The organism is Avibacterium sp. 20-132 (assembly GCF_023611925.1).
Lineage (GTDB): Bacteria > Pseudomonadota > Gammaproteobacteria > Enterobacterales > Pasteurellaceae > Avibacterium.
On the sequence record NZ_CP091456.1, the window covers coordinates 2,161,273 to 2,185,828 of the forward strand.

Sequence of the window (24,556 nt, forward strand, 5' to 3'; positions counted from 1 at the left end):
TGTTCAATAGATAAGGAGCTCTAATTTATGAAATCAGCTTGCCCTCTAAGTTTTCCTTTAAAAACCACCGCACTTTTAGTTATAAGTGTTTGTTCTAGCAAGGTGTTATATGCGGAGCAAATCTTTTCATCGACAGAGTATATGGCCGTGTTACCAACGATTGATGTTGTTACCACACAGGAAACTGCCAACACAAAGGGATATGTGGGGTATGAAGAAGCACAGGCAACACGCAATCTTCTTACGATCAAAGAAATGCCACAGACCGTTGATGTGATTAACATTCAGAAAAACAAAAATTATGGAACTAATGATTTGAGTTCTATTTTGGAGGGAAATGCAGGGATTGATGCCACCTATGATATGCGTGGTGAAAATATTTACTTGCGTGGTTTTCAGGCTGATGCGAGTGATATTTATCGTGACGGGATTCGTGAGAGCGGGCAAGTTCGCCGTAGTACTGCTAATATTGAACGGGTTGAGATTTTAAAAGGCCCATCGTCAATTTTATATGGACGTAGTAATGGTGGTGGCGTGATCAATATGGTCAGTAAATTTGCTAATTTTACAACCCGCAGAAATATTGGTGTAACCTATGGTTCTTGGAATAGTCGTAGTTTAAATTTAGATGTGAACCAAAAAATTAACGAAAATGTTGCAGTGCGTTTAACTAGTGAGCTGTCTGCCGCAGAGGCTTATCGCTATGAGGTAAGAAATAAAGGGAGAATGTTTTCCCCAAGCATTAGCCTACAAAGTGATGATGGGCGTCTGCAATGGGTTGGGCAATATACCTACGATTATCAATGGCGTATTCCAGATCGCAATCCGGCTAAATCTGTTTATGATGAAATGGGAATAGGCTATCGAAATAGCTTTTTCCGTGATGGGGATTATGTCGATGATAAATTGCAAGTTTGGCGTTCGGATCTCAAATATTTTATTAATGATCAGTGGCTAGTAAATTGGCAGCTTGCTTATCGTCAAGCAGATCAGGATTTTGATCATTATTTTGCAGGAACTTATTCGGCAACAGATAAAAAATTAAAGCAAAGCTATGCATGGCAAAAAACACGGAATAAAACATTCACCAATAATGTTACCTTTAATGGTGAATTTGATATGGCTAGTCTTAAACATAAACTAACAATTGGGCTAGATTATAGTCAGGAAGAACGCCACCCTATTTTGGCTGTTTTGCGCAATCAAGAAATTGATCCTTTTCTCAGCCGACATCAATGGCCGGCTCGTCAGCACCCAAACGCTACGGTAGATAATCGCCATAAAGCGTATAGTACAGGTATTTTTGTACAGGATTTAATTTTATTAACCGATAACTTAAAAGTGCTACTAGGCGGGCGTTACGATTTTTATCGTTTTAACTCTATAAATATTAAGCAAGAACGCCGTGATACAAAAGGGCATTCTTTCAGCCCGAATGTAGGCGTTGTATGGGAGGTTACACCAGAACATACGCTTTACGCATCGTTTAATCGCAGTTTCTCACCTTATGGAGGGCGTGGTTATTTAGGGATTAGCACGGATCAAAAAGACGTATTTAATGCCTCACCAGAATATAATCAACAATATGAGGTGGGCATTAAGAGCGATTGGTTTGATAAAACCTTAAGTACAACCTTATCTGCTTATCAATTAGAACGCCGTAATATTCGTTATCGTCCTAATAAAGATGTTCTTGATGTTTGGGCTGTGCGTGGAAAAGATCAATCTAAAGGTGTGGAATTAAGCCTATTAGGGCAGCTTGCACCGAAATGGTATATCCGTTCTTCAGTAGGCTGGATGGTAGCAAAAATTAAGGAAGATAAACAACATCCGCAAAATAACAACCGCACTTTGAATAATACCGGCAATTTCACAAGTAACCTATTTGTGCGTTATGTGCCAACAGAAAAATTCTATTTAGAAACAGGGATAACGCACTTAGGAAAACGCTATTATTTCAATAACAATAAACAAACTATTCTACCAAGTTTTACTCGTGTTGATGCGATGGTGGGGTATAATTTGAATCCTGTCAATATTACCTTGGCTGTGTCGAATTTATTTAATAAAGCTTATTGGCGTTCCGATGCAATGCCCGGTAATCCGCGTTCTTTTAATTTACGTTTGACTTATACCTTTTAATTAATCAAATCAATGCGGTGCTGGTGGCTCACCGCATTATGTTTAGAGAATAATTGTTTTATTTTTATAAACAAAAATCCGATCTTGTAAGGCAAGCTCTAAGGCTTTGGTGAGGACAGTTTTTTCTACATCACGTCCTGCGTGCATCATTGCTTCGGCGCTGTATGTATGATCCACGTTAATGACATTTTGCATAATAATTGGACCTTCATCTAATTCATTATTGATGAAATGCGCGGTTGCACCAATGATTTTTACGCCACGCGCATAAGCTTGATGATAAGGTCTTGCGCCAATAAATGCTGGCAAGAAAGAGTGGTGGATATTAATCACTCGGTTTGGATAACGGGCAACAAATTCAGGGTTTAATACCCGCATATATTTCGCTAACACAATATAATCTGGCGAATATTGATCGATTTTTTCCGCTAATAATTTATCGTGTTCAACGCGTGTTAATCCTTCGTGGCTAATACAATGGAAAGGAATATCAAAACGTTCTACTAAACATTTTAAGTTATCGTGATTGCCAATTACAGCAGCAATTTCAACATCTAAACCACCGTAGTAATTTTTCATTAAAAGATCGCCAAGACAATGGGCTTCTTTGGTCACTAAAATAACAATACGTTTTCTTTTTTTACTTATTAATTGACAATTTGTTCCCGCTGGCAGATTAAAGGTTAAATCGGCAAGCAAGGTTTCATCATTGAAAATACCTTCCAATTCGGTACGCATAAAGAAATGTTTTGTTTCAAAATCCACAAACTCATTGTTATGAATAATGTTGAGTTGATGTTTATAACAAATATTGGTTATTTTTGAAATAAGCCCTTTATCATCAGGGCAATCAGTTAGCAGAATTTTATTTTCTCGCATAATCATAATATTGTATGGGATCAGGTTTTTGAGATGAAAAAAAAAGTAAAGCCAATAAGCTTTACTTTTTTATAAATTAAAGTTCAAAATCAGATAATGATTTTCCAGCATCTAAGGCACGTTGAATAATAGAAGGTGTTCTGCCTTGACCCGTCCAAGTTTTCACATTGCCATTCTCGTCAGTATATTGATATTTAGCTGGACGAGTAGGACGTTTTTGACGTACGGCTTTCGGTGTAGCAGTTTGCTCTGTAATTAAATCTTCAGGCGCAATCCCTTTTTCTTTTAAAAATTGATGTACTTCTGCAAGTGCTTTTAATCTTTCTACTTCTTGCTGTGCAGCTTGTGCGACTTCTTGACGTTTTTCTTCAAGAACTGTTTTCACTTTTTCTAAGATTTCTTCTAAATGTTCTACATTTAGATTTTTTGCAACAGCGCGTAAACTACGAATATTTCTTAATGATTTTAATAAATCACTCATTTTACTTCTCCTAAATCATAATATTAAATTAATAAGAACGCCGATATAATAACGAAAATATTATTCTAGGTAAATAGAGAATGTTATTTAATATTGAATGTGCTTTATTCCCTTTATAAAAGTGCGGTATTATTTTTCCAAATTTTTTGTCTCAATTTCATTTTTTTATAACGCAATCCTTTGCGTCGTATTAAGTGGGAGTTAGTGAAAAAGTGATCGCTTTTTTATGGATAATGCTTGCATTTTTTGTTGCTTATTGTAATCTTTGCGAGATCCTACTTATGTAGAGGAGCAACTATTATAAGTATTTTTTCTGAGTGGATAACGATGAGGAAAAAGGAAAGGAATAGTTGCCGAAATCAATTAAAAGTCGTTTTAATTGGTTGGGAACGTTTTCGAAAGAAACGTTACTGTCATAGTCTTTTTTATCACTATGGAGCGCTACTGGTTAGGTTGGGCAATTGTGCCTGCCTTTTTATTTTAAATTTTTACCTTTCTTTAAAATAGTAAACTTCAGTGGTTCTCCCTTATTCTTAGGTAGAACAATAATGGAACTGTTAGATTATTCCACATCAATTTGGTCGGTTGTCCCGCCCCTGTTAGCCTTATTATTGGCGATTTTTACGCGTAAAGTCATTTTATCTTTAAGCATTGGTATCTTAATTGGCTCGTTAATGTTGGCGGATTTCAACATTACAAACGCAGCCATTTATTTAAAGAATACGGTGCAATCTTTAGTGTATGGTGATGATGGGTGGAATTTTGATACCATCAACATCATTTTATTCTTATTACTATTAGGCATTTTAACCGCACTCTTAACGGTGTCAGGCAGTAACCGTGCTTTTGCTGAATGGGCGCAAAAGCGGATTAAAAATCGTCGAGGTGCAAAATTAATGGCCGCCTCTTTGGTGTTTGTTACCTTTATTGACGATTATTTCCATAGCCTTGCGGTGGGCGCGATTGCTCGTCCTGTTACGGATAAATTTAATGTTTCTCGTGCGAAATTGGCGTATATCTTGGATTCCACTGCTGCGCCAATGTGTGTGATTATGCCTGTTTCCAGTTGGGGGGCTTATATCATTACCTTAATTTCTGGCTTGTTGGCGACCTATGCGATTACTGATTACACCCCAATTGGTGCATTTATGGCAATGAGCGCGATGAATTTCTATGCGATTTTCTCCATTTTAATGGTGTTCTTTGTTGCGTATTTTTCCTTTGATATTGGCTCAATGGCAAGGCACGAAAAGCTCGCTCTTGAGAGAGTAGAAGAAGAGCAAGATGAGCAAGTAGGGGTAAAAGGCCACGTTCGTAACTTGATCTTACCAATTATTACGTTAATTGGCGCAACAGTATTTATGATGTTGCACACAGGAAATGAAGCCCTTGCCGCAGAAGGAAAACCGTTTTCCTTGTTAGGAGCGTTTGAAAATACCACCGTAGGAATTTCTCTTGTGGTTGGCGGCTGTGCTTCGGTCATTATTGCGACGCTTTGCATTTTGATTGATCGCCAAGTGAGTGTTGCGGAATACGCAAAATCTTGGGTCGTTGGGGTGAAATCAATGCTTGGTGCGATTTTAATTTTATTCTTCGCTTGGACAATCAACAATGTTGTTGGCGATATGAAAACGGGGACCTATTTATCTAGCCTTGTTTCGGGTAACTTACCTGTGGCAGTGTTGCCCGCATTATTATTCATATTAGGTTCTGTAATGGCATTTTCAACGGGAACAAGTTGGGGAACATTCGGAATTATGTTGCCAATTGCTGCCGCGATTGCTGCAAATGCAGCGCCAGAATTAATGTTGCCTTGCCTTTCAGCCGTAATGGCTGGTGCAGTCTGCGGTGATCACTGTTCGCCTGTTTCGGATACCACAATTTTGTCTTCCACTGGGGCAAAATGTAACCATATGGATCACGTTACGACGCAGTTACCTTATGCTTTAACCTTAGCCGCTGCAACCATTGTGGGCTATCTTGTGGTGGGTTACACCGCATCAGGGATCTTTGGCTTTATTGCGACAGCAATCACCTTAGTGGCATTAATCTTCTTGTTTAAAAGACGTTAAAATGTGATCTTGATCACAAAATAAGAAATAAAATTTTATTTTGTCTATTTTATAAAATGCGGCATATTGTCGCATTTTTTTATTTTTTATTGGGTTTTATTTTATAAAATGTTGTAATTTTGGAATTTTTGGCGTTTTATTCTTCTCTGTTTCTGCTTATCCACTAAAATCTTGCTAGACAAGCTAGCCTCAATCCGTTACAAATAATCATCGTTAATGAAAAACAGAAGTGCGGTGGAAATTCCGTAAATTTTTGCGAGGTAACAATGAAGAAATTATCAGGTGCGGAAATGGTTGTGCAATCCTTGCGTGATCAGGGCGTAAAATTTGTGTTTGGCTACCCCGGTGGCTCGGTGTTAGATATTTATGATGCCATTCACACTCTAGGTGGCATTGAGCATATTTTGGTTCGTCACGAACAAGCCGCGGTACATATGGCAGACGGCTATGCACGTTCCACAGGGGAAGTGGGGTGCGTGTTAGTAACATCAGGCCCGGGCGCAACCAATGCGATTACGGGCATTGCAACCGCGTATATGGATTCAGTGCCTTTGGTGGTGATCTCAGGACAAGTGATGTCAGGTTTGATCGGGAGTGATGCTTTCCAAGAATGCGATATGGTTGGGATCTCGCGTCCTGTGGTGAAACATAGTTTTTTAGTTAAACGTGCAGAAGATTTGCCTGAAATTATTAAAAAAGCCTTTTATATTGCTTCCACCGGTCGCCCCGGTCCTGTGGTGATTGATTTACCGAAAGATGTGGTAAACCCTGCAAATAAATATACTTATACTTATCCGCAAGAAATTCACTTGCGTTCTTATAATCCTACGGTACAAGGGCATAAAGGGCAGATTAAAAAAGCCTTGAAAGCCTTACTCGTTGCAAAAAAACCAGTGCTTTTCCTTGGTGGCGGGGCGATCACCGCAAATTGCAGTGAACAAATTACTCAATTTGCTAAACAGTTGAATTTGCCGGTTACCTCCTCTTTAATGGGATTAGGCGCATTTCCAAGTACAGATAAACAATACTTAGGTATGCTAGGAATGCACGGTACATACGAAGCGAATAATGCGATGCATCACAGTGATTTGATTTTCGCGATTGGCGTACGTTTTGATGACCGTACCACCAATAATCTGGCGAAATATTGCCCGAATGCAAAAGTTGTGCATATTGACATTGATCCAACGTCTATTTCTAAAAATGTTCCCGCCGCGATTCCCATTGTAGGCAGTGCAGAAAATGTATTACAAGAAATATTAGCCTTATTGGAAGAAGATAATTTAGCGAAATCTCAAGCCGATCTAACTGATTGGTGGAAACAAATTGATGAGTGGAAAGCAGTGAAGTGCTTAGATTTTGATCGTCATAGTGGCGTGATTAAACCACAGCAAGTGATTGAAACCGTCTATCGCTTAACTAAGGGGGGGGCTTATGTGGCGTCTGATGTGGGACAACACCAAATGTTTGCCGCCCTGCATTATCCTTTTGATGAACCTCGTCATTGGATCAACTCTGGTGGGCTTGGCACAATGGGCTTTGGCTTACCTGCGGCATTAGGCGTGAAATTGGCTCATCCAGAAGCAACGGTGGTTTGCGTAACCGGAGATGGCAGTATTCAAATGAATATTCAAGAGCTTTCCACCGCACAACAATATGGCATTCCGGTGGTAATTATTAGCCTAAACAATCGCTTTTTAGGTATGGTGAAACAATGGCAAGATTTAATTTATTCAGGTCGCCATTCACAATCTTATATGAACTCGTTGCCTGATTTCGTGAAGTTGGCAGAATCTTACGGACACGTCGGTATCCAAATTGATCAGCCAGAGGAATTGGAAGAGAAATTGACACAAGCCTTTGCCATTAAAGATAAATTAGTGTTTGTTGATATTAAAGTCGATGAAACCGAACACGTTTATCCAATGCAAGTGCGTGGTGGCGCAATGAACGAAATGATTTTAACCAAACCGGAGAAAGCCTAATGCGTAGAATTTTATCAGTATTATTAGAAAATGAATCAGGGGCGTTATCCCGCGTGGTTGGCTTGTTTTCTCAACGAGCCTTTAATATTGAAAGTTTGACGGTTGCACCTACTGATGATCCCACCCTTTCTCGTATGACCATTGAGGCTTACGGCGATGAGCAAGTGCTGGAGCAAATTGAAAAGCAACTGCATAAATTGGTGGACGTGTTTAAAGTGATAAGCCTAAGTGATTGCGAACACGTTGAGCGTGAAGTAATGTTGGTGAAAGTGCGTGCGCAAGGCAGTTCCCGTGATGAGTTAAAACGTTTAGCGGAAATCTTCCGTGGACAAATTGTGGACGTTACCACCAAATCTTACACCATTCAACTTGTGGGAACGAAAGATAAACTTGATGCTTTCGTGAAAGCATTAAAAGAAGAAAGTGCATTGATTGAAATTGTTCGCTCAGGGTTGATTAGCCTGTCTCGTGGCGAGAAAAATTGCTTATAGGAAATCTAGTAAAAAACAACAAAAAGAAAGTGCGGTGGTTTTTTCCGCACTTTTTTGATCAATTCTCTTTACCTATCATTAACAATTCAACCCTGTGCTTTCAGCCACTTTTTCGACCACTTGGCGTAAAGCATTGGCACATTGGTGAAGTTGCTCAAGTTCATTGGCAGGAAGTTTGTATTTCAAAATGTGTTCTACGCCGTTATTACTAATAACCATCGGCACATTGATCACCACATCCTGTAAACCGTATTCACCATTGAGCATTGTGCCAACGGGCAACACAGAATATTCATTAATACTAATCGCTCGAATAATACGGAACACGCTAGCAGCAATGGCGTGGTTGGTGTTGAGTTTTAAACTGAATACCTCCAAACCAATGGCTTTGGTTGCGTTGAGCAGTTCTTGAGGATCGAGCATTGGCACATCATTTTGCTGACAAAAATCATCAATTTTTTGCCCTGCAATATTCACGATACTCCAAGGAATAAAACTATTTGCACCGTGTTCCCCCATTACATAACCGAACACGTTTTTCGGATCGATTTTGACTTTATCAGCAATAATTTTCATCATTCGCGCCGTATCCACTACACAACCAGCACTAATCACACGGTGTGCGGGGAAGTTGGTGTTACGAATAATAAAATGGGTCAGAATATCACAGGGATTGGTCACCACAATGAGAATCGCGTTTGGGGTATAGTGTTCTAATTGGCGGGCAATATCCACGGCGATTTTGGCATTAATATGACCGATTTCTAAGCGATCTTGTCCCACTTTAATTTGCGCACCCGCCGTGATCACCACCACGTCGCTATCACGCGTGTCTTCATATTCTCCCGCAATAATTTTGGTATTTTTAGCGAAAGTTAACGCACTGGTATGGCTGAAATCCAATTGTTCGCCACGGGTACGTTCTTTATTCAGGTCGACCAAGACCACTTCTTGGCATTCACCCATTGTAAGAAGATAATTACAAATGCCTACGCCCACTGCGCCTGCGCCAATAATTGAAACTTTCATTGTGTTTTCCTGTATTTATTATGTGTTAGGTTGTTTTCAAAAAGGCGTTAATCTTACTTTATCTCTTTCTCTTGCTCAATGGTTGAATAAAAAGTGCGGTATTATTTTTGCCAATTTTTTGCGATTTCGCTTAAAAAATTAACAAATGTTCGCACTGTTGGCGCAAGCCCGCGATTTTTGTAATAAATTGCATATAAAGGCGCTGATTCGAGTTGCCAATCAGGTAATAACTTTTGCCAATTGGGTTGAATTAAATTGGGCAATTCAGGCAATAGGGCAATACCGTAGTCATCTTCCACTAATTGGGCTAATACCGCCGCATCATTGGCTTGCAAAGCTTTTTTCAGTTGTATCAATTCCCGTTGATTGCCTTGCTTGAACAGCCAATTTTTGCCATCACTTTTATGCAGCAGGCGATGGCTTTTCAATTCTTGTGGTGTTTGTGGGACGCCATTTTTACTTAAATAATTTGGCGAGGCATAAATTCCAGAAGAAATATCAAAAAGATGCTTTGCTACCACGTCATCAAGGTCAAGATCCCCAATGCGTAAGGCAATATCCACCCCTTCTTGCAATAAATTAGCACGGCGATTTTCCATTGTAATGTTTAGCTCAACATCAGAGTGTTGCTGTAAATAGTGCGATAAATGTGGGGTGAGCCAATAACGTAAAATCTCACTGGAAACCGAAATGCGTAGTAAACCACGAGGCGTGGCTAAACAATTTGCCACAGAATTTACCGCACTTTCGGCAGCTTCCACAGCGAGTAAGGCGTGTTGGTAAAAATGTTCACCAAGATCATTTAATCGTACCCCATTGCGATTGCGATCAAGCAGCTTGCTACCGAGCTGATTTTCTAACTCCGTCAAACGACGGCTTAAACGCGATTTTGGCACACTTAATTGTTCAGCAGCTTGGGTTAAGCTACCAGATTGGATCACGCTCACAAAAAAGCGCATATCATTGAGATCAATTTGTTGCATAAATAGAACCTTGGGTTTTATTTTTGATTATTGTTTGATGTATGGAACAAGTATAAACTACGCCACAAGAAATAAGCAAACATTTAGAGGCTATCGATAACTCACATATAAAATGAACTATCAACAGCTTCTAACAACAAGGAGAAAGAAAATGCGTATTTTAGAATTAGATAGAATTAACGAATTAGCCCGTAAAGCAAAAGTTACCGCACTTTCTGAAGCTGAATTAAATGAGCGTAGTGCGTTACGTCAGCGTTATTTAGCCGCAATCCGTGGACAATTGACCAATATTTTATCTACTGTCAGTGTGGTTGATCCAGAGGGCAATGATGTTACCCCAACTAAATTGCGTGAAGCGCAACGTAATGGAATGCAAGTAGCGACTTATTAATGAACTCACCGCCCTGAATATTCAGGGCATCACAAAAAACAGAATTTATCAAATTTAGGAGAAAAAATTATGCGTACAGTAAATCGAGTTTATACCGCACCACAAAAACACTGGGTTGGCGATGGTTTTTATGTGTCACCATTATTCTCACATAGCCAACAAGACAAAGTCACTAGCCCATTTTTGATGCTAGATTATGCAATGCCAATGGAATTTAAACCTCATAACGGCGCGCCAAGAGGCGTAGGCGCACATCCACACGCAGGATTTGAAACCGTTACGATTGCGTTGCAAGGTGAAGTAGAACACCGCGATAGCGATGGCAATGGTGGCGTGATTGGAGCAGGTGATGTGCAATGGATGACCGCAGGAAATGGCATTGTTCACCAAGAGTTTCATAGCGAAAATTTCAGCCGAACAGGCGGAACTTTTGAAATGTTACAACTTTGGGTAAATTTGCCAGCGAAAGATAAAAATGCCCCAGCAGGCTATCAAAGCATTAAAGCGGCAGATATTCCAGCTTATCACTTTGCCGATAATGCGGGTACAGCACGCATTATTGCAGGGGAGCTGGATGGCGTAAAAGGGCCTGCCCGTACCTTTACCGAGTTAAATATGTGGGAAATGGATATTAATGCGAACCACAGCGTAACCATTAACGTACCAGAAAGCCACCATTTAATGCTGGTAGCATTGCGTGGAACGGCACTGATTAATGATAGCGATCGTGCTGCACCAACCGAATTGGTGATTTTCAATCACGAAAGCGGTGAAGTCAAAATCACCGCAGGTGAGGAAAACGTCAAAATGGTTTTACTCAGTGGCGTACCAATTAATGAACCAATTGCCGCCTATGGCCCGTTTGTAATGAACACCCGCGAAGAATTAATCGAAAAATTCAACGCGTTTAACAAAGGCGAGTTTGGTAATATTCATTAATCCTCAATCACTGAATAAGTGCGGTGGTTTTAAGAGAAATTTCTCTAAAAACCACCGCACTTTTTATTTTGATTCAGAATGAATTTGATTGTGGAGTGAGTAAAATTTCTTTATGATGTGTTACAAAGTAACACGAACAAAGGAAAATATGATGCAAGGTAGATTAAGACAACAAGGTGGGGCGATTATTTTAACGGTACCCAATTCAATTGCTGTTCAAATGGGCTGGCAAGCGGGCAATGTGTTAAATATTGAAACAAAAAATGAAACCGTCGTGTTAAGTGCTGTTAAGCGTCAGCCTAAAGGGCGAAAAAATCTTACTCAGTTGTTAGAAGGCATTGATAGTGAAGAAATAACAGCGTTAAACAAGGATGTCGCAGAAATAATGGAAAGCTCAGCACAAGGTAAAGAAGTATGGTAATGCGCGTGCCAAAAAAGGGAGAAATTTGGTATGTTGATCCCGATCCTAGCTTAGGGCGAGAACTACGCAAGCCTCATTATTTTATTGTAATTTCGGAGCAAGTATTAAATAAAGCGCTAGGTGTGGCAATTTGTTGCCCTATCTCTAGTGGTGGAAAGGCGGCTCGTTCGCAAAGTGTTACCGTAGTATTAGATGGTGCGAGTACTAAATCAGGAGCGGTAACTGGCGTTATTCTTTGTCACCAAATACATTCTCTTGATTTGAACGCTCGTAATGCAAAATTTGCTACGGTGGCAGAACCTCATTTAATAGACGAAGTAGTAATGAAATTAGTTGATCTTATTGATCCTCAATAAAATGAGTTATGTATAAAAGTGCGGTGGTTTTAAGAGAAATTTCTCTAAAAACCACCGCACTTTTTTATTTCAATTTATTTCAATGCCAAAATGTTCACTTGATCATTCACGCGAATAACGCCGGTATTTAATGGAATTAAATTAATGCCGAAAAGTGGTGCGCCTTGTTCGTTGCGGTTGAGTTTTTTCAGCGTGCGGAAAGGTTCCATTTTTGGATCTGTTTGGTTGGTAATTGGGTTGCGTGTGGTAAGCACACAGCGTTCGCAAGGTTTACTGTGTAAGAATTTGACTTCACCAATTTGAATTTCAGCCCATTGTTGTTCTTCAAAGGGGATGATGCCATCAATGATTACATTTGGGCGGAATTGAAGGGGTAAAATTGGGCTTGGGCAAGCTTGTTGTAAGGCATTAAATGAGGCGGTAGTCGTGAGTAAAAGTGGGTAGCCGTCTGCAAAAGAGAGCGGTTGATCGGGGTAGCGTTTGATTGTGCGTTGCGTGTGTTCGCCTGTCCAGCGCAGTTGCACAGCACGACCGATTTTTTCGCTAAACCATTGATTAATTTCTTGTGGTGCAAGTAACGAGTTAAATTCATTCCCCCACACTTCACAGGCTTGGCTTTGTTGAAAATCCGTATATTGAACTTGAATTGCTGAACCGTCTTTATGCTGAATATATAAGCCAAGCGGTGTCGGCAACGCGTGGAAATGATAAAGTTCCGCCTCTTTGCGTGCGGTGATAAAGGTGCCATCTAGTTCGGTAAGCATAAAGGTGCGGTCAAAATTAAGCCCTTGCGGTTGAACTACCGCTTGTGCCACTTCATAGCTTTGTGTTGATTTGATGGGGTATAGGTAAATATGCTGTAATTTCATTGTCTAATCCTCATAAAGTTGGCTGTATAGGGCATTTTCAAAACGCACTAAGGGTGCGCGTTTCGTTTTATTTTCCAGATCGCCCGTGGAATAGCCGTTGATAAATTGTACGAATGCAATGCGTTGTCCTTTGCTATTTTGCATAAAGCCAGCCAGATTATAAACCCCTTTTAATGCGCCTGTTTTAGCCGAAATATTTTGTGCCAGAGGTGGGGCAATCATTGAACCACGTCCGCTTAGTGTGCCATCTACCCCGGCAATGGGAAAGATGTCTAATAAATGCAATTGTGCCTCGTTATTTGCAATATATTCAAGGGCTTGCAGCATAATATTGGCAGAGATTAGGTTGTGACGAGAAAGCCCTGAGCCATCGGCGATAATGCTATTATCAAATTTTATGCCTGCGCGAGTTTGCAAAATTTGGCGCATTGCTTTGGCGGAAAGTTGAAATGAAGCAGGACGTTTGTAATAGTGATAACCAATAGTGCGAAATAGAGCATCGGCAATTTGGTTGTCCGATTTTTTCATCATTTTTTTGATCAGTTCAGGCAATGGCTTAGAAAAATGTTGTGCTAAAATTTGTCCTTGCTGGGTTATGTGAGGTTGTTGGATGTTGCCGTTAAACGAAATGCCAAGGCGGTTTAATTGGTGTTGAATAATTGCCGCGGCATAAGCATTAGGATCTTGCACGGCAAAACTGAGTGCAAAAGGTTTGGCTTGATGCGCTAAGCAGCCTTTAATTTGATAGCGATTATTATCGTGTAGTATCGCATCAAGCTGACAATAAGGGGCTTCTTCTTTGCTTGCGACACGAACTTGTCCAAATACTTGAACGGGATATTGTGCAGGCACATTGAATTTCACCAATTCGCCCGTAGGTAGGTTAGCATCAAGATCTACATAAAAACAGTTGTGATTGATGTTCACAGCGGCTGGTGGTGAATTAAAGCACATTGATAGGTCGTTCCAAATCCAACCTAAGCCACGGTCGTGTCCAGTAAATACCGCCGTATCTAAAATGAGATCCCCTTTGATGCGTTGAATACCTTGTTGCTTTAATTGGGCAAGCAACTGATAGAGTTGATCGCTGGTTAAATCAGGGTCACCGGTGAATTTAATAATTAAGTTACCTTGTAACTCACCATTTTCAATATTGCCGTCTCGTAATAAACTCGTTTCAAAATGAAATTCATCGCCAAGGCTCAGTTTGGCAGCGAGTGCAGTAAACACTTTTTGTGTACTTGCAGGGAGCATAAAGGTTTGTGGATTCAGTGCGGTGAGAATTTCTTGCGTTTTTAAGTTTTTCGCTACGAACGAAAGGCTTGTTCCCGTAGGAAGTTGTGTACGAAGTTCTTCAACGTCCACTTTAGCGGCGCTCTGTGAGGGGGATAAAACAAAGGAAATCCCTAATACAAAAGGCCATAATTTTGATGATAATTTGTACATAAATAATCGCGATGGTTGCTATTTTTTTTCAGAAACACAATAATAGTGCTGGATCTCGCGAGAGTAAAATTATTTCTCGCATAAATGATGTAATAATGCGATTTGCATTAAAATTATTTTTTGAGCTACGGCAAAGTATTGCTTTGCCGTGGTTTTATTTTTGACTAAAAAAGGAATAAGGATTTAGCAATGCAACAAATTCCAATGACTGTACGCGGTGCAGCACAATTAAGAGAAGAATTGGACTTTTTAAAAAATACTCGCCGTCCTGAAATCATTAAAGCCATTGCAGAAGCGCGTGAACACGGTGATTTAAAAGAAAATGCGGAATATCACGCGGCACGCGAGCAACAAGGTTTTTGTGAAGGGCGTATTCAAGAAATTGAAGGAAAGTTGGCGAATAGTCAAATCATTGATGTAACCAAAATGCCAAATAACGGCAAAGTTATCTTTGGTGCAACGGTCGTGTTAGTGAATGTGAATACTGAGGAAGAAGTAACCTATCAAATCGTGGGGGATGATGAAGCGGATATTAAACAAGGCTTGATTTCAGTAAATTCACCGATTGCTCGTGGCTTAATTGGCAAAGAAGTGGACGATAGCGTAACCATTACCACTCCCGGTGGAAAGGTTGAGTTTGATATTATTGAAGTGGAATATAAATGAAAAAGAGGGCGTTTTAATACGCCCCATTTTACTTATTTTTTAGGTAAGGAAATTTTATGTTCTTCGCTTGGGCGATAAAGCACAAGGATATGACCGATAGTTTGCACCGCAACAGCTTGCGTTTCTCTGACAATCGCATCAATAATAAGTTGTTTGGTTTCGCGATCAGCTCCTGCAATTTTCACTTTAATTAATTCGTGATGATTGAGGGCGTTGTCAATTTCAGCGATAACCCCTTCGGTTAATCCATTTCCACCTAGCATAACGACAGGGCTTAAGTGGTGTGCAAGCCCTTTTAAAAATTGTTTTTGTTTTGTTGATAACTGCATTAATTTAATCCTATGTTTATAAAGTGCGGTGTTTTTTATGGAGAAATTCCTAATACCACCTTGAACTGGGAAATTTTAACCTTATATTGACGAAACTACCACAAAAATTAAGAAATTATGGGAAAGAAAAAACGTTCAGCAAGTTCAACGCGTTGGTTAAATGAGCATTTTAAAGATCCATTTGTCCAAAAGGCACATAAGCAGAAGTTGCGTTCGCGAGCTTATTTTAAGCTTGATGAAATTCAACAAACAGATCGTCTTTTTAAGCACGGAATGACCGTCGTGGATTTAGGAGCTGCTCCCGGAGGGTGGTCTCAGTATGTGGTGAGTCAAATTGGCGGTAAAGGTCGAGTCATTGCTTGTGATATTTTAGAGATGGATCCTATTGTCGGGGTTGATTTCTTGCAAGGGGATTTTCGTGAAGAGAATGTGCTTAATGCCTTGCTTGAACGAGTTGGCGAAGCAAAAGTAGATGTAGTGATGTCTGATATGGCACCTAATTTTAGCGGAATGCCATCAGTAGATATTCCGCGTGCAATGTATTTAGTCGAGCTGGCTTTAGATATGTGCAAACAAGTATTGGCACATAAAGGCAGTTTTGTTGTAAAGGTTTTCCAAGGTGAGGGCTTTGATGAATACTTAAAAGAGATTCGTTCTCTTTTCAGTGTTGTTAAAGTACGTAAACCTGAAGCATCTCGTGGACGTTCTCGCGAGGTGTATATTGTGGCAACGGGTTACAAATATTAACTATAAATTCAATAACTTCTCATTTTGGAATGAATGTAGTAATCTTGTAACAAATTATTAACTTAGAAAAACGAGGTCAAACCTTGAAAGATATGGTCAAAAACTTAGTCCTATGGATTGTTATTGCAGTCGTTATGATGTCTGCATATCAGGGCTTTAGCGGTGGTTCAAGCAGTAATATGACTGATTACACCACATTTATTACTGATGTAGGCAATGATCAAGTTCGTCAAGTGAGATTTGATGATAATGAATTGCAGGTTACCAAATCAGATGGTTCCAAATATTCAACAGTAATGCCAATTTATGATGATAAATTACTCAATGATTTATTAAATAAAAAGGTGAAAGTAGAAGGAACATTGCCAGAAAAACGTGGCTTTTTAGCACAAATTTTTATTTCTTGGTTCCCAATGCTACTGCTTGTTGGCGTGTGGTTCTTCTTTATGCGACAAATGCAAGGTGGTGGCGGTAAAGCAATGAGCTTTGGAAAAAGCCGTGCCAAAATGCTGACAAAAGAGCAAATTAAAACCACCTTTGCAGATGTTGCAGGTTGCGATGAAGCCAAAGAAGAAGTAGGCGAAATTGTGGATTTCTTGCGTGATCCAAGTAAATTCCAAAAGTTGGGCGGTAAAATTCCAAAAGGGATTTTAATGGTTGGCCCACCAGGAACAGGTAAAACTTTATTAGCTAAAGCCATTGCCGGTGAAGCGAAAGTGCCATTTTTTACTATTTCAGGTTCTGACTTCGTAGAAATGTTTGTTGGGGTAGGGGCTTCTCGTGTGCGTGATATGTTTGAACAAGCGAAGAAAAATGCACCTTGCCTGATCTTTATTGATGAAATTGATGCCGTAGGTCGCCAACGTGGGGCTGGTCTTGGTGGCGGACACGATGAGCGTGAGCAAACCCTTAACCAAATGTTAGTGGAAATGGATGGGTTTGAAGGCAATGAAGGGGTGATTGTGATCGCCGCAACCAACCGTCCTGATGTGCTTGATCCCGCGTTAACTCGCCCGGGGCGTTTTGACCGCCAAGTAGTGGTGGGCTTGCCAGATGTTTTAGGGCGTGAGCAAATCTTAAAAGTGCATATGCGTAAAGTACCCGTTGCCCCAGATGTGAATGCAATGACGCTCGCACGTGGTACACCGGGTTATTCAGGTGCAGACTTGGCGAACCTTGTTAATGAAGCCGCATTATTTGCTGCCCGAATGAACAAGCCATTGGTTTCAATGCTTGAGTTTGAAAAAGCAAAAGACAAAATCAATATGGGGCCTGAACGTCGCACAATGATTATGACCGATAAGCAGAAAGAATCGACTGCTTATCACGAAGCAGGACACGCCATTGTGGGCTATCTTGTACCAGAACACGATCCCGTGCATAAAGTGACCATTATTCCGCGTGGACGTGCTTTAGGGGTAACCTTCTTTTTACCAGAAGGGGATCAAGTCAGCATTAGCCAGAAACAATTAGAAAGTAAACTTTCAACCCTTTATGCAGGACGTTTGGCGGAAGAGTTAATTTACGGCGAAGAAAATATTTCTACTGGCGCATCGAATGACATTAAAGTTGCCACGAATATTGCGCGTAATATGGTAACCCAATGGGGCTTTTCCGATAAATTAGGGCCAATTCTTTATTCTGAAGATGAAGGTGAAGTGTTCTTAGGGCGTTCAATGGCAAAAGCAAAACATATGTCAGATGAAACGGCACATGTTATTGATGAAGAGGTTCGTGCTATTGTTACTCGAAACTACGATCGTGCAAGACAGTTATTAATTGACAATATGGATATTTTACACGCAATGAAAGATGCGTTAGTAAAATATGAGACCATTGAAGAAGAACAGATTAAACAGCTGATGAATCGTGAGCCAGTTACCCCACCTTCAGGCTGGAGTGACAGTGGTAAAGCTAGTTCAGAAAAAAGCACTGAACAAACTGCACCTACACAAAATCAAAGTGCGGTGGAAAATTCAGACAAATCTGAGCATAACTAATCATTTAATCCTATTAAAGGACTGATTTTTATAAGAAATCAGTCCTTTCTTTTTTCCTTTTTAAGCTTTAACATAAAGTAAATTCAAATAATAAATTCAATTTATTTTTTATTTTAATTTACTGTATCAATGAGATTGAGAATAACCGAATGAATTATGCAGATTGGCTCGTTTGGGCAGAAACGCAACTGATGGGGAATAAAAAGACAGATCCTTTTATCAACCCCAAGGTGGATGCTAACCTATTATTACAATTTGTCACAGGGCGTTCTCGTTCCTCTCTTTTAGCCTTTTCCGAAACTATACTTTCAGCACAAGAATTAGCGCAGCTTGAAAAACTATTGCAACGCCGTGTAAGCTGTGAGCCAATGGCTTATATTCTTGGTCAGCAGCCTTTTTGGACGCTTGATCTAAGGGTCTCTGAAGATACTCTTATTCCAAGAGCAGATACGGAAATTTTAGTGGAAAATGCCTTAATTTGTGCGGAAGAACGTATTTCATCAGCTCAGTTTGGAGAAGAACTGAAAATATTAGATTTAGGCACAGGTACAGGGGCAATTGCAATAGCGCTTGCACAAGAATTGCGATCTAGATCGAAAAAATCATTTAAAGTTTCGGTTGTGGGTGTTGATCTGATTGATAATGCGGTAAACTTAGCGCAAGACAATGCAAAACGTAATGATGTTGATAATATTCTTTTTTATCAAAGCAATTGGTTTGAAAATTTACAAGATCAGCGTTTTGACATCATTGTAAGTAATCCGCCTTATATTGATAAAGATGATCCGCATTTGCAGTTGGGCGATGTGCGATTCGAGCCATTAACTGCTTTAATCGCTAAAGAACAGGGGTATGCAGATTTACGGCACATTATTATTAATGCACCAACGCATCTAAAACCACAAGGCTGGTTGTTATTGGAACACGGTTGGCTGCAAGGAGAAAAAGTGCGGTCTTTTTTTCAAAAGAATTTGTGGCATAACGTTATTTCTCGTAAGGATTATCACCAACACGAACGTATAACATTAGCTCAATTAAATACAAGAGGGAATGATTGATGAATACAAATCGCAATGCAATTTATAATGAAATGCTTAATTTTTATGTGCTTACAGGGAATGATGGGCAACGCGAGCTAGGAAATATTCATTCAATTATGAATGGTTTTTTAACTCAAGCAAGAGAAACCATTGAGCAAGAGAAAGACGATGAAGCAAAAATTAGAAAGTTGATCGATTTAATTTATGTTGATTGGGGCTTTTTGATTGATTCTAATAATTCTTTTGATCATTCTAATTATTATCTACCCGATGTTTTAACAAATCGCCGTGGGGTTGCTATTTCTGTCGGTGGTATTTTATTGTATCTCGCTGAAAAATTAGCCTTACCGATTTATGCAATGGAATTTCCAGTCAATATTATGCTTAAAGCGGATGTTAATGGAAAACATCTTTATTTTGATCCTTGGACAGGAAGAGAATCTTCAGAAAAATATATTGAATATATTTGTAAGCTTCATTATGGTGATGATGTGGAATTTTCTGTCCCCCTATTCGGTGAGCAAGATGAAGAAGAATTAGAATTTCGTTATGGGCAATTAGCGAAAAATTCCTTAATGCGAGAAAGTCGATACGAGCCAGCATTGACTTACGTTGAGAACGTATTGGAACGTTATCCAGATACATTAGATGAAATTCGTGATCGTGGTATTTTAAAAATGCAACTTGGGCGTCTTTCAGAAGCATTGAAAGATCTTAAAGAATTTGTTGAAAAAAGACCAGATGATTCTTTCTCAATAATGTTTAAAGAACAATTACCGCTAATTGAGAAAGATATTGAAGCGCAAGAAAAAGCAGCAAAAGAATTAATTCACTAAATTTATATATTAGAGAACATTATGCAAAATAAAGTCATTAAAATTGGAAATATTGAAGTTGCTAACAATAAACCATTTGTTTTATTTGGTGGAATGAATGTGTTAGAAAGCCGTGATATGGCAATGGCAGTGTGTGAAAAATATGTTGAAGTAACCCAAAAACTGAATGTACCTTATGTATTCAAAGCTTCTTTTGATAAGGCTAACCGCTCATCAATTCATTCTTACCGTGGGCCGGGAATGGAAGAGGGGTTGAAAATTTTCCAAGAATTGAAAGACACATTTGGGGTTAAATTAATTACTGATGTTCACGAAATCTATCAATGTAAGCCTGTCGCTGAAGTGGTTGATGTGATTCAGTTGCCCGCATTTTTAGCGCGCCAAACGGATCTTGTTGAAGCAATGGCACGTACCGGTGCGGTAATTAATGTGAAAAAGCCCCAATTTTTAAGTCCCGGACAAATGGGAAATATCGTAGAGAAAATCGAAGAATGTGGTAACGATAAAGTGATTCTTTGCGATCGCGGGACAAACTTTGGTTATGATAATCTTATTGTAGATATGCTTGGCTTTAGCGTTATGAAGACCGTTTCCAAAGGTTGCCCAGTGATTTTTGACGTAACCCATTCTTTACAATGTCGCGATCCTTTTGGGGCTGCATCAAGCGGTCGCCGCGCACAGGTGACAGAATTAGCGCGCTCAGGGCTAGCAGTGGGGCTGGCAGGTCTATTCCTAGAAGCGCACCCTGATCCACAAAATGCCAAATGCGATGGGCCTTCTGCTTTACCATTAGCAAAATTAGAAGCCTTTGTAAGCCAGATGAAAGCAGTCGATGATTTAGTGAAGTCTTTTGAAGAGCTAGATACCTCAAATTAGTTGTTTAAAGATTAAGTATTAGAGAAAAACAAACAATAACAGGTGAGTTTTAGGCGGAAATATGATAAAAATACCGCCTTGTTTTAATTTTTACATTTGAATAGGAAACAAAATATGTCAAATTTGCAAAATATCATTGAAGCAGCGTTTGAACGCCGTGCTGAAATCACTCCTAAAACAGTAGATGCAGAAACGCGTGCTGCTATCGAAGAAGTCATTGAAGGTTTAGACAGCGGTAAATACCGTGTTGCAGAAAAAATTGATGGTGAATGGGTTACCCACCAATGGTTAAAAAAAGCGGTATTGCTTTCTTTCCGTATTAACGACAATCAAGTGATTGACGGTGCAGAAACCAAATATTACGACAAGGTCGCCCTTAAATTTGCAGACTATGATGAAGCACGTTTCCAAAAAGAAGGCTTCCGTGTTGTACCTTCTGCTACTGTGCGTAAAGGTGCATATATCGCAAAAAATGCCGTATTAATGCCATCTTATGTAAACATTGGTGCTTACGTTGGCGAAGGTACAATGGTGGATACTTGGGCAACCGTAGGTTCTTGTGCGCAAATTGGTAAAAATGTTCACCTTTCAGGTGGTGTAGGTATTGGTGGCGTATTAGAGCCATTACAAGCTAACCCAACCATTATCGGCGACAACTGCTTTATCGGTGCGCGTTCTGAAGTGGTGGAAGGCGTTATCGTAGAAGACGGCTGTGTAATCTCAATGGGCGTATTCATCGGTCAATCTACTAAAATCTATGATCGTGAAACAGGCGAAATCCATTACGGTCGCGTACCAGCAGGTTCTGTGGTCGTTTCAGGTAGCCTTCCTTCAAAATGCGGTAAATATAATCTCTATTGTGCAGTAATCGTGAAAAAAGTTGATGCGAAAACCTTAGGTAAAGTAGGAATCAACGAGTTATTGCGTAGTATTGATGAGTAATATTTAATACTAATTGATCAAAAATAAAAATCTGCACGAGAGTTTCTTGTGCAGATTTTTTTATGAAAAATATTATAAACGCTTTGTGATTGCGTTTTTATAGAAAAAAGCTTAGATAAAAAGCCTTTTGAGATCATCAATGAATATCTATAAAGGAGAATGAATATTTGGGTTAATAATATGGTTTCTAACAATAATGAAAAGAAAGAGGATTATCCCCTTAATTAAGCCACCTTACAAAGGTGGCTTATATTTTGTGTGGAAAAATAATTAAATTTATTACCGCTCTTGATAAATTAGATTTTACACGCCCCACCAGAACAGCCGTCATCAAGATCTTCTTGGCTGTCTTCTGCGCCATCACGGGTGTTTTGGTAGTAAAGGGTTTTCACGCCGTATTTGTAAGCGGTTAATAAATCTTTTAACAACACTTTCATCGGTACTTTGCCTTCTTCAAAACGTTGTGGATCGTAGTTGGTGTTGGCTGAAATAGATTGATCTACAAATTTTTGCATAATACCTACGAGGTGTAAGTAGCCATCATTATTTGGAATATCCCATAATAACTCGTAGTTTTCACTTAAGTTTTCATAATCTGGTACAACTTGTTTGAGGATACCGTCTTTTGACGCTTTGATGCTGACGTGTCCACGCGGTGGTTCAATGCCGTTGGTTGCATTGGAAATTTGCGATGATGTTTCTGATGGCATCAGTGCGGTTAGTGTTGAGTTGCGCAAACCAAAGGTTTTAATGTCTTGGCGTAGGCTTTCCCAATCGTAATGTAATGGCTCTTGAGTGAGTGTATCCACATCTTTTTTATAGGTATCAATCGGTAAAATACCTTGGGCGTAAGTGGTTTGATCGAAATACTCACAAGCCCCCATTTCTTTCGCAAGGTTCATTGAGGCTTTTAATAAATAGTATTGAATGGCTTCAAAAGTGCGGTGCGTGAGATCGTTAGCACTGCCGTCTGAATAACGCACGCCATTTTTAGCTAAATAATAAGCAAAGTTGATCACGCCAATTCCTAAAGATCGACGCGCAAGAGAGCTACGTTGTGCCGCGATCACAGGGTAATCTTGATAATCTAATAGGGCATCTAAGGCACGCACAGCAAGATCTGCAAGTTCATCTAATTCATCAAGGTTTGCAATCGCCCCTAAGTTGAAGGCTGAAAGGGTACAAAGGGCAATTTCACCTTCTTCATCGTGAATATGAGAAAGTGGCTTAGTTGGCAATGCGATTTCTAAACAAAGGTTAGATTGACGCACCGGCGCAACGCTTGGATCAAATGGCGAGTGCGTATTACAGTGATCCACATTCTGAATATAGATACGCCCAGTTGAAGCACGTTCTTGCATTAATAGGGAGAACAGTTCAACGGCTTTCACGCTGCGTTTACGAATGTCTGGATCTTGTTCGTATTGGGTGTAAAGACGCTCAAACTCATCTTGATCGGCAAAGAATGCTTCATATAACCCCGGCACATCAGAAGGGCTAAATAAGGTGATTTCGCCGCCTTTGATTAAGCGTTGATACATTAATTTGTTAAGCTGAACACCGTAATCCATATGACGAACACGGTTATCTTCCACACCACGGTTATTTTTTAAGACTAACAGGCTTTCCACTTCCAAGTGCCAAATTGGGTAGTAAACGGTGGCCGCTCCACCACGCACCCCGCCTTGTGAGCAGGATTTTACCGCAGTTTGGAAATATTTATAGAATGGGATACAGCCTGTATGGAATGCTTCCCCGCCACGGATTTGGCTACCCAAGGCACGAATCGCTCCGGCGTTTACGCCAATTCCAGCGCGTTGAGAAACATATTTCACAATGGCAGAGGCAGTCGCATTAATAGAATCTAAACTATCACCACATTCAATTAACACACAAGAACTGAATTGGCGTGTTGGTGTACGCACCCCAGCCATAATTGGTGTAGGCAGAGAAATTTTAAATGTCGATGTCGCATCATAGAAACGGCGTACATAATCTAAGCGCGTTTCTTTTGGATAGGTTGAGAACAAACTTGCCGCCACCAAAATATATAAGAACTGGGCAGATTCATAAATCTCACCTGTGACACGATTTTGTACTAAATATTTGCCTTCAAGCTGTTTGACTGCTGCATAAGAGAATGTCATATCACGCCAGTGATCTAAAAAGCCGTCCATTTCGTCCCATTCTTCACGGCTATAATCGGTCAGTAAGGCTTGATCATACTTGCCTAAACGCACCAATTTTTTAACGTGATCATATAAACGCGGAGGATCAAAATGCCCATAGGCTTTTTTACGCAAATGGAAAACCGCAAGGCGTGCGGCTAAATATTGATAATCAGGCGTATCTTTGCTGATTAAATCTGCGGCGGCTTTAATAATGGTTTCGTGAATATCCGAAGTGCGAATCCCCTCATAAAATTGAATATGGGAACGCAATTCTACTTGAGAAACAGAAACGTTATCCAATCCCTCTGCTGCCCAAGTGATCACTCGGTGAATTTTATCTAAATCGATGGGTTCTTGTTTTCCGTCACGTTTGGTGACCATCATAGCTTTATTCATAGACATTCCGATTTGTTGGTGTTGCGTAAAAACACAAGATATAGTGGTTTATTGAAAACGCGGTACAAG

At 39.8% G+C, this 24,556-nt stretch carries 23 protein-coding genes and 1 riboswitch; of the genes, 15 read left to right on the forward strand and 8 right to left on the reverse strand.

The features are described 5' to 3' along the window. Window positions 1-27 precede the first annotated feature (27 nt). Window positions 28-2,142: a TonB-dependent receptor gene (locus L4F93_RS10365; RefSeq protein WP_250350172.1), complete on the forward strand. Its 2,115-nt coding sequence runs from the start codon at window positions 28-30 to the stop codon at window positions 2,140-2,142. Between the two features lie 42 nt (window positions 2,143-2,184). Here L4F93_RS10365 and purU read toward each other — a convergent pair whose 3' ends face one another. Together purU and L4F93_RS10375 are read right to left on the reverse strand one after the other, a co-directional pair. Next, complete coding sequence (purU, locus tag L4F93_RS10370) at window positions 2,185-3,021, reverse strand: formyltetrahydrofolate deformylase (RefSeq protein ID WP_250350173.1); 837 nt, start codon at window positions 3,019-3,021, stop codon at window positions 2,185-2,187. Between the two features lie 76 nt (window positions 3,022-3,097). Further along, window positions 3,098-3,502, reverse strand: a complete 405-nt coding sequence (locus L4F93_RS10375; protein ID WP_250350174.1) for an H-NS family histone-like protein — start codon at window positions 3,500-3,502, stop codon at window positions 3,098-3,100. A gap of 276 nt (window positions 3,503-3,778) precedes the next feature. Next, a riboswitch (Lysine riboswitch) is annotated at window positions 3,779-3,954 on the forward strand. A 96-nt stretch (window positions 3,955-4,050) separates the two neighbouring features. Between L4F93_RS10375 and L4F93_RS10380 the strand changes: the two genes are divergently transcribed. The 3 genes from L4F93_RS10380 to ilvN all read left to right on the forward strand — a co-directional run bounded on the left by L4F93_RS10380 (window position 4,051) and on the right by ilvN (window position 8,050). After that, window positions 4,051-5,574: a Na+/H+ antiporter NhaC family protein gene (locus tag L4F93_RS10380; RefSeq protein ID WP_250350175.1), complete on the forward strand. Its 1,524-nt coding sequence runs from the start codon at window positions 4,051-4,053 to the stop codon at window positions 5,572-5,574. 266 nt (window positions 5,575-5,840) lie between these two features. Then, window positions 5,841-7,559 (forward strand): acetolactate synthase 3 large subunit, encoded by a 1,719-nt coding sequence (locus L4F93_RS10385; RefSeq protein WP_250350176.1) that lies wholly within the window; start codon window positions 5,841-5,843, stop codon window positions 7,557-7,559. Next, the gene (gene ilvN / locus L4F93_RS10390; RefSeq protein WP_250350177.1) at window positions 7,559-8,050 is read left to right on the forward strand and encodes an acetolactate synthase small subunit; all 492 of its coding nucleotides are present in this window, start codon (window positions 7,559-7,561) and stop codon (window positions 8,048-8,050) included. Before L4F93_RS10385 ends, ilvN begins: the two co-directional genes overlap by 1 nt. A gap of 78 nt (window positions 8,051-8,128) precedes the next feature. Here ilvN and L4F93_RS10395 read toward each other — a convergent pair whose 3' ends face one another. Both L4F93_RS10395 and L4F93_RS10400 read right to left on the reverse strand, forming a co-directional pair. Continuing rightward, window positions 8,129-9,079, reverse strand: coding sequence for a lactate/malate family dehydrogenase (locus tag L4F93_RS10395; RefSeq protein WP_250350178.1), 951 nt, complete (start codon window positions 9,077-9,079; stop codon window positions 8,129-8,131). Window positions 9,080-9,180: 101 nt separating this feature from the next. After that, on the reverse strand, window positions 9,181-10,062 hold the full coding sequence (locus L4F93_RS10400; protein WP_250350179.1) for a LysR family transcriptional regulator: 882 nt from the start codon (window positions 10,060-10,062) through the stop codon (window positions 9,181-9,183). Window positions 10,063-10,213: 151 nt separating this feature from the next. Here L4F93_RS10400 and L4F93_RS10405 point away from each other — a divergent pair, with 151 nt between their 5' ends. The 4 genes from L4F93_RS10405 to L4F93_RS10420 all read left to right on the forward strand — a co-directional run bounded on the left by L4F93_RS10405 (window position 10,214) and on the right by L4F93_RS10420 (window position 12,169). Further along, window positions 10,214-10,453 carry a DUF896 domain-containing protein gene (locus L4F93_RS10405; RefSeq protein WP_250350180.1) on the forward strand — a complete coding sequence of 80 codons (240 nt, stop codon included), beginning with the start codon at window positions 10,214-10,216 and terminating at the stop codon, window positions 10,451-10,453. 69 nt (window positions 10,454-10,522) lie between these two features. Beyond that, on the forward strand, window positions 10,523-11,392 hold the full coding sequence (locus tag L4F93_RS10410; RefSeq protein WP_250350181.1) for a pirin family protein: 870 nt from the start codon (window positions 10,523-10,525) through the stop codon (window positions 11,390-11,392). A gap of 148 nt (window positions 11,393-11,540) precedes the next feature. Next, window positions 11,541-11,813 (forward strand): AbrB/MazE/SpoVT family DNA-binding domain-containing protein, encoded by a 273-nt coding sequence (locus L4F93_RS10415; protein WP_250350182.1) that lies wholly within the window; start codon window positions 11,541-11,543, stop codon window positions 11,811-11,813. Then, window positions 11,813-12,169: a type II toxin-antitoxin system PemK/MazF family toxin gene (locus L4F93_RS10420; protein WP_250350183.1), complete on the forward strand. Its 357-nt coding sequence runs from the start codon at window positions 11,813-11,815 to the stop codon at window positions 12,167-12,169. The genes L4F93_RS10415 and L4F93_RS10420 overlap by 1 nt, the downstream gene beginning before the upstream one ends. 74 nt (window positions 12,170-12,243) lie before the next feature. On the opposite strand, the gene L4F93_RS10425 is transcribed toward L4F93_RS10420, so the two are convergent. Both L4F93_RS10425 and dacB read right to left on the reverse strand, forming a co-directional pair. Further along, window positions 12,244-13,038 carry an MOSC domain-containing protein gene (locus L4F93_RS10425; RefSeq protein ID WP_250350184.1) on the reverse strand — a complete coding sequence of 265 codons (795 nt, stop codon included), beginning with the start codon at window positions 13,036-13,038 and terminating at the stop codon, window positions 12,244-12,246. A gap of 3 nt (window positions 13,039-13,041) precedes the next feature. After that, window positions 13,042-14,484, reverse strand: a complete 1,443-nt coding sequence (dacB, locus tag L4F93_RS10430) for a serine-type D-Ala-D-Ala carboxypeptidase (protein ID WP_250350185.1) — start codon at window positions 14,482-14,484, stop codon at window positions 13,042-13,044. Window positions 14,485-14,673: 189 nt separating this feature from the next. Here dacB and greA point away from each other — a divergent pair, with 189 nt between their 5' ends. Next, complete coding sequence (greA, locus tag L4F93_RS10435; RefSeq protein ID WP_250350186.1) at window positions 14,674-15,150, forward strand: transcription elongation factor GreA; 477 nt, start codon at window positions 14,674-14,676, stop codon at window positions 15,148-15,150. A 32-nt stretch (window positions 15,151-15,182) separates the two neighbouring features. Here greA and yhbY read toward each other — a convergent pair whose 3' ends face one another. Beyond that, window positions 15,183-15,479 (reverse strand): ribosome assembly RNA-binding protein YhbY, encoded by a 297-nt coding sequence (yhbY, locus tag L4F93_RS10440; protein WP_250350187.1) that lies wholly within the window; start codon window positions 15,477-15,479, stop codon window positions 15,183-15,185. Between the two features lie 117 nt (window positions 15,480-15,596). Between yhbY and rlmE the strand changes: the two genes are divergently transcribed. From rlmE to dapD, 6 genes are all read left to right on the forward strand, one after another. Then, the gene (rlmE, locus tag L4F93_RS10445) at window positions 15,597-16,226 is read left to right on the forward strand and encodes a 23S rRNA (uridine(2552)-2'-O)-methyltransferase RlmE (RefSeq protein ID WP_250350188.1); all 630 of its coding nucleotides are present in this window, start codon (window positions 15,597-15,599) and stop codon (window positions 16,224-16,226) included. A 92-nt stretch (window positions 16,227-16,318) separates the two neighbouring features. Beyond that, window positions 16,319-18,226 (forward strand): ATP-dependent zinc metalloprotease FtsH, encoded by a 1,908-nt coding sequence (ftsH, locus tag L4F93_RS10450; protein WP_250351685.1) that lies wholly within the window; start codon window positions 16,319-16,321, stop codon window positions 18,224-18,226. Window positions 18,227-18,375: 149 nt separating this feature from the next. Continuing rightward, window positions 18,376-19,284 (forward strand): peptide chain release factor N(5)-glutamine methyltransferase, encoded by a 909-nt coding sequence (gene prmC / locus L4F93_RS10455; protein WP_250350189.1) that lies wholly within the window; start codon window positions 18,376-18,378, stop codon window positions 19,282-19,284. Further along, window positions 19,284-20,102, forward strand: a complete 819-nt coding sequence (locus tag L4F93_RS10460) for a SirB1 family protein (RefSeq protein ID WP_250350190.1) — start codon at window positions 19,284-19,286, stop codon at window positions 20,100-20,102. The genes prmC and L4F93_RS10460 overlap by 1 nt, the downstream gene beginning before the upstream one ends. Before the next feature lie 21 nt (window positions 20,103-20,123). Continuing rightward, on the forward strand, window positions 20,124-20,978 hold the full coding sequence (kdsA, locus tag L4F93_RS10465; protein ID WP_250350191.1) for a 3-deoxy-8-phosphooctulonate synthase: 855 nt from the start codon (window positions 20,124-20,126) through the stop codon (window positions 20,976-20,978). A gap of 114 nt (window positions 20,979-21,092) precedes the next feature. Next, window positions 21,093-21,920: a 2,3,4,5-tetrahydropyridine-2,6-dicarboxylate N-succinyltransferase gene (dapD, locus tag L4F93_RS10470; RefSeq protein WP_250350192.1), complete on the forward strand. Its 828-nt coding sequence runs from the start codon at window positions 21,093-21,095 to the stop codon at window positions 21,918-21,920. 296 nt (window positions 21,921-22,216) lie between these two features. On the opposite strand, the gene nrdA is transcribed toward dapD, so the two are convergent. Further along, the gene (gene nrdA / locus L4F93_RS10475; RefSeq protein WP_250350193.1) at window positions 22,217-24,487 is read right to left on the reverse strand and encodes a class 1a ribonucleoside-diphosphate reductase subunit alpha; all 2,271 of its coding nucleotides are present in this window, start codon (window positions 24,485-24,487) and stop codon (window positions 22,217-22,219) included. Window positions 24,488-24,556 lie beyond the last annotated feature (69 nt).

Coding starts and splice junctions, on each gene's coding strand:
- greA (WP_250350186.1), top strand. CDS start 14,674: ATGCAACAAATTCCAATGACTGTACGCGGTGCAGCACAATTAAGAGAA.
- rlmE (WP_250350188.1), top strand. CDS start 15,597: ATGGGAAAGAAAAAACGTTCAGCAAGTTCAACGCGTTGGTTAAATGAG.
- L4F93_RS10365 (WP_250350172.1), top strand. CDS start 28: ATGAAATCAGCTTGCCCTCTAAGTTTTCCTTTAAAAACCACCGCACTT.
- L4F93_RS10385 (WP_250350176.1), top strand. CDS start 5,841: ATGAAGAAATTATCAGGTGCGGAAATGGTTGTGCAATCCTTGCGTGAT.
- prmC (WP_250350189.1), top strand. CDS start 18,376: ATGAATTATGCAGATTGGCTCGTTTGGGCAGAAACGCAACTGATGGGG.
- L4F93_RS10375 (WP_250350174.1), bottom strand. CDS start 3,502: ATGAGTGATTTATTAAAATCATTAAGAAATATTCGTAGTTTACGCGCT.
- L4F93_RS10425 (WP_250350184.1), bottom strand. CDS start 13,038: ATGAAATTACAGCATATTTACCTATACCCCATCAAATCAACACAAAGC.
- dapD (WP_250350192.1), top strand. CDS start 21,093: ATGTCAAATTTGCAAAATATCATTGAAGCAGCGTTTGAACGCCGTGCT.
- dacB (WP_250350185.1), bottom strand. CDS start 14,484: ATGTACAAATTATCATCAAAATTATGGCCTTTTGTATTAGGGATTTCC.
- ilvN (WP_250350177.1), top strand. CDS start 7,559: ATGCGTAGAATTTTATCAGTATTATTAGAAAATGAATCAGGGGCGTTA.
- ftsH (WP_250351685.1), top strand. CDS start 16,319: ATGGTCAAAAACTTAGTCCTATGGATTGTTATTGCAGTCGTTATGATG.
- L4F93_RS10380 (WP_250350175.1), top strand. CDS start 4,051: ATGGAACTGTTAGATTATTCCACATCAATTTGGTCGGTTGTCCCGCCC.
- nrdA (WP_250350193.1), bottom strand. CDS start 24,487: ATGAATAAAGCTATGATGGTCACCAAACGTGACGGAAAACAAGAACCC.
- L4F93_RS10420 (WP_250350183.1), top strand. CDS start 11,813: ATGCGCGTGCCAAAAAAGGGAGAAATTTGGTATGTTGATCCCGATCCT.
- yhbY (WP_250350187.1), bottom strand. CDS start 15,479: ATGCAGTTATCAACAAAACAAAAACAATTTTTAAAAGGGCTTGCACAC.
- kdsA (WP_250350191.1), top strand. CDS start 20,124: ATGCAAAATAAAGTCATTAAAATTGGAAATATTGAAGTTGCTAACAAT.
- purU (WP_250350173.1), bottom strand. CDS start 3,021: ATGCGAGAAAATAAAATTCTGCTAACTGATTGCCCTGATGATAAAGGG.
- L4F93_RS10400 (WP_250350179.1), bottom strand. CDS start 10,062: ATGCAACAAATTGATCTCAATGATATGCGCTTTTTTGTGAGCGTGATC.
- L4F93_RS10410 (WP_250350181.1), top strand. CDS start 10,523: ATGCGTACAGTAAATCGAGTTTATACCGCACCACAAAAACACTGGGTT.
- L4F93_RS10395 (WP_250350178.1), bottom strand. CDS start 9,079: ATGAAAGTTTCAATTATTGGCGCAGGCGCAGTGGGCGTAGGCATTTGT.
- L4F93_RS10405 (WP_250350180.1), top strand. CDS start 10,214: ATGCGTATTTTAGAATTAGATAGAATTAACGAATTAGCCCGTAAAGCA.
- L4F93_RS10460 (WP_250350190.1), top strand. CDS start 19,284: ATGAATACAAATCGCAATGCAATTTATAATGAAATGCTTAATTTTTAT.
- L4F93_RS10415 (WP_250350182.1), top strand. CDS start 11,541: ATGATGCAAGGTAGATTAAGACAACAAGGTGGGGCGATTATTTTAACG.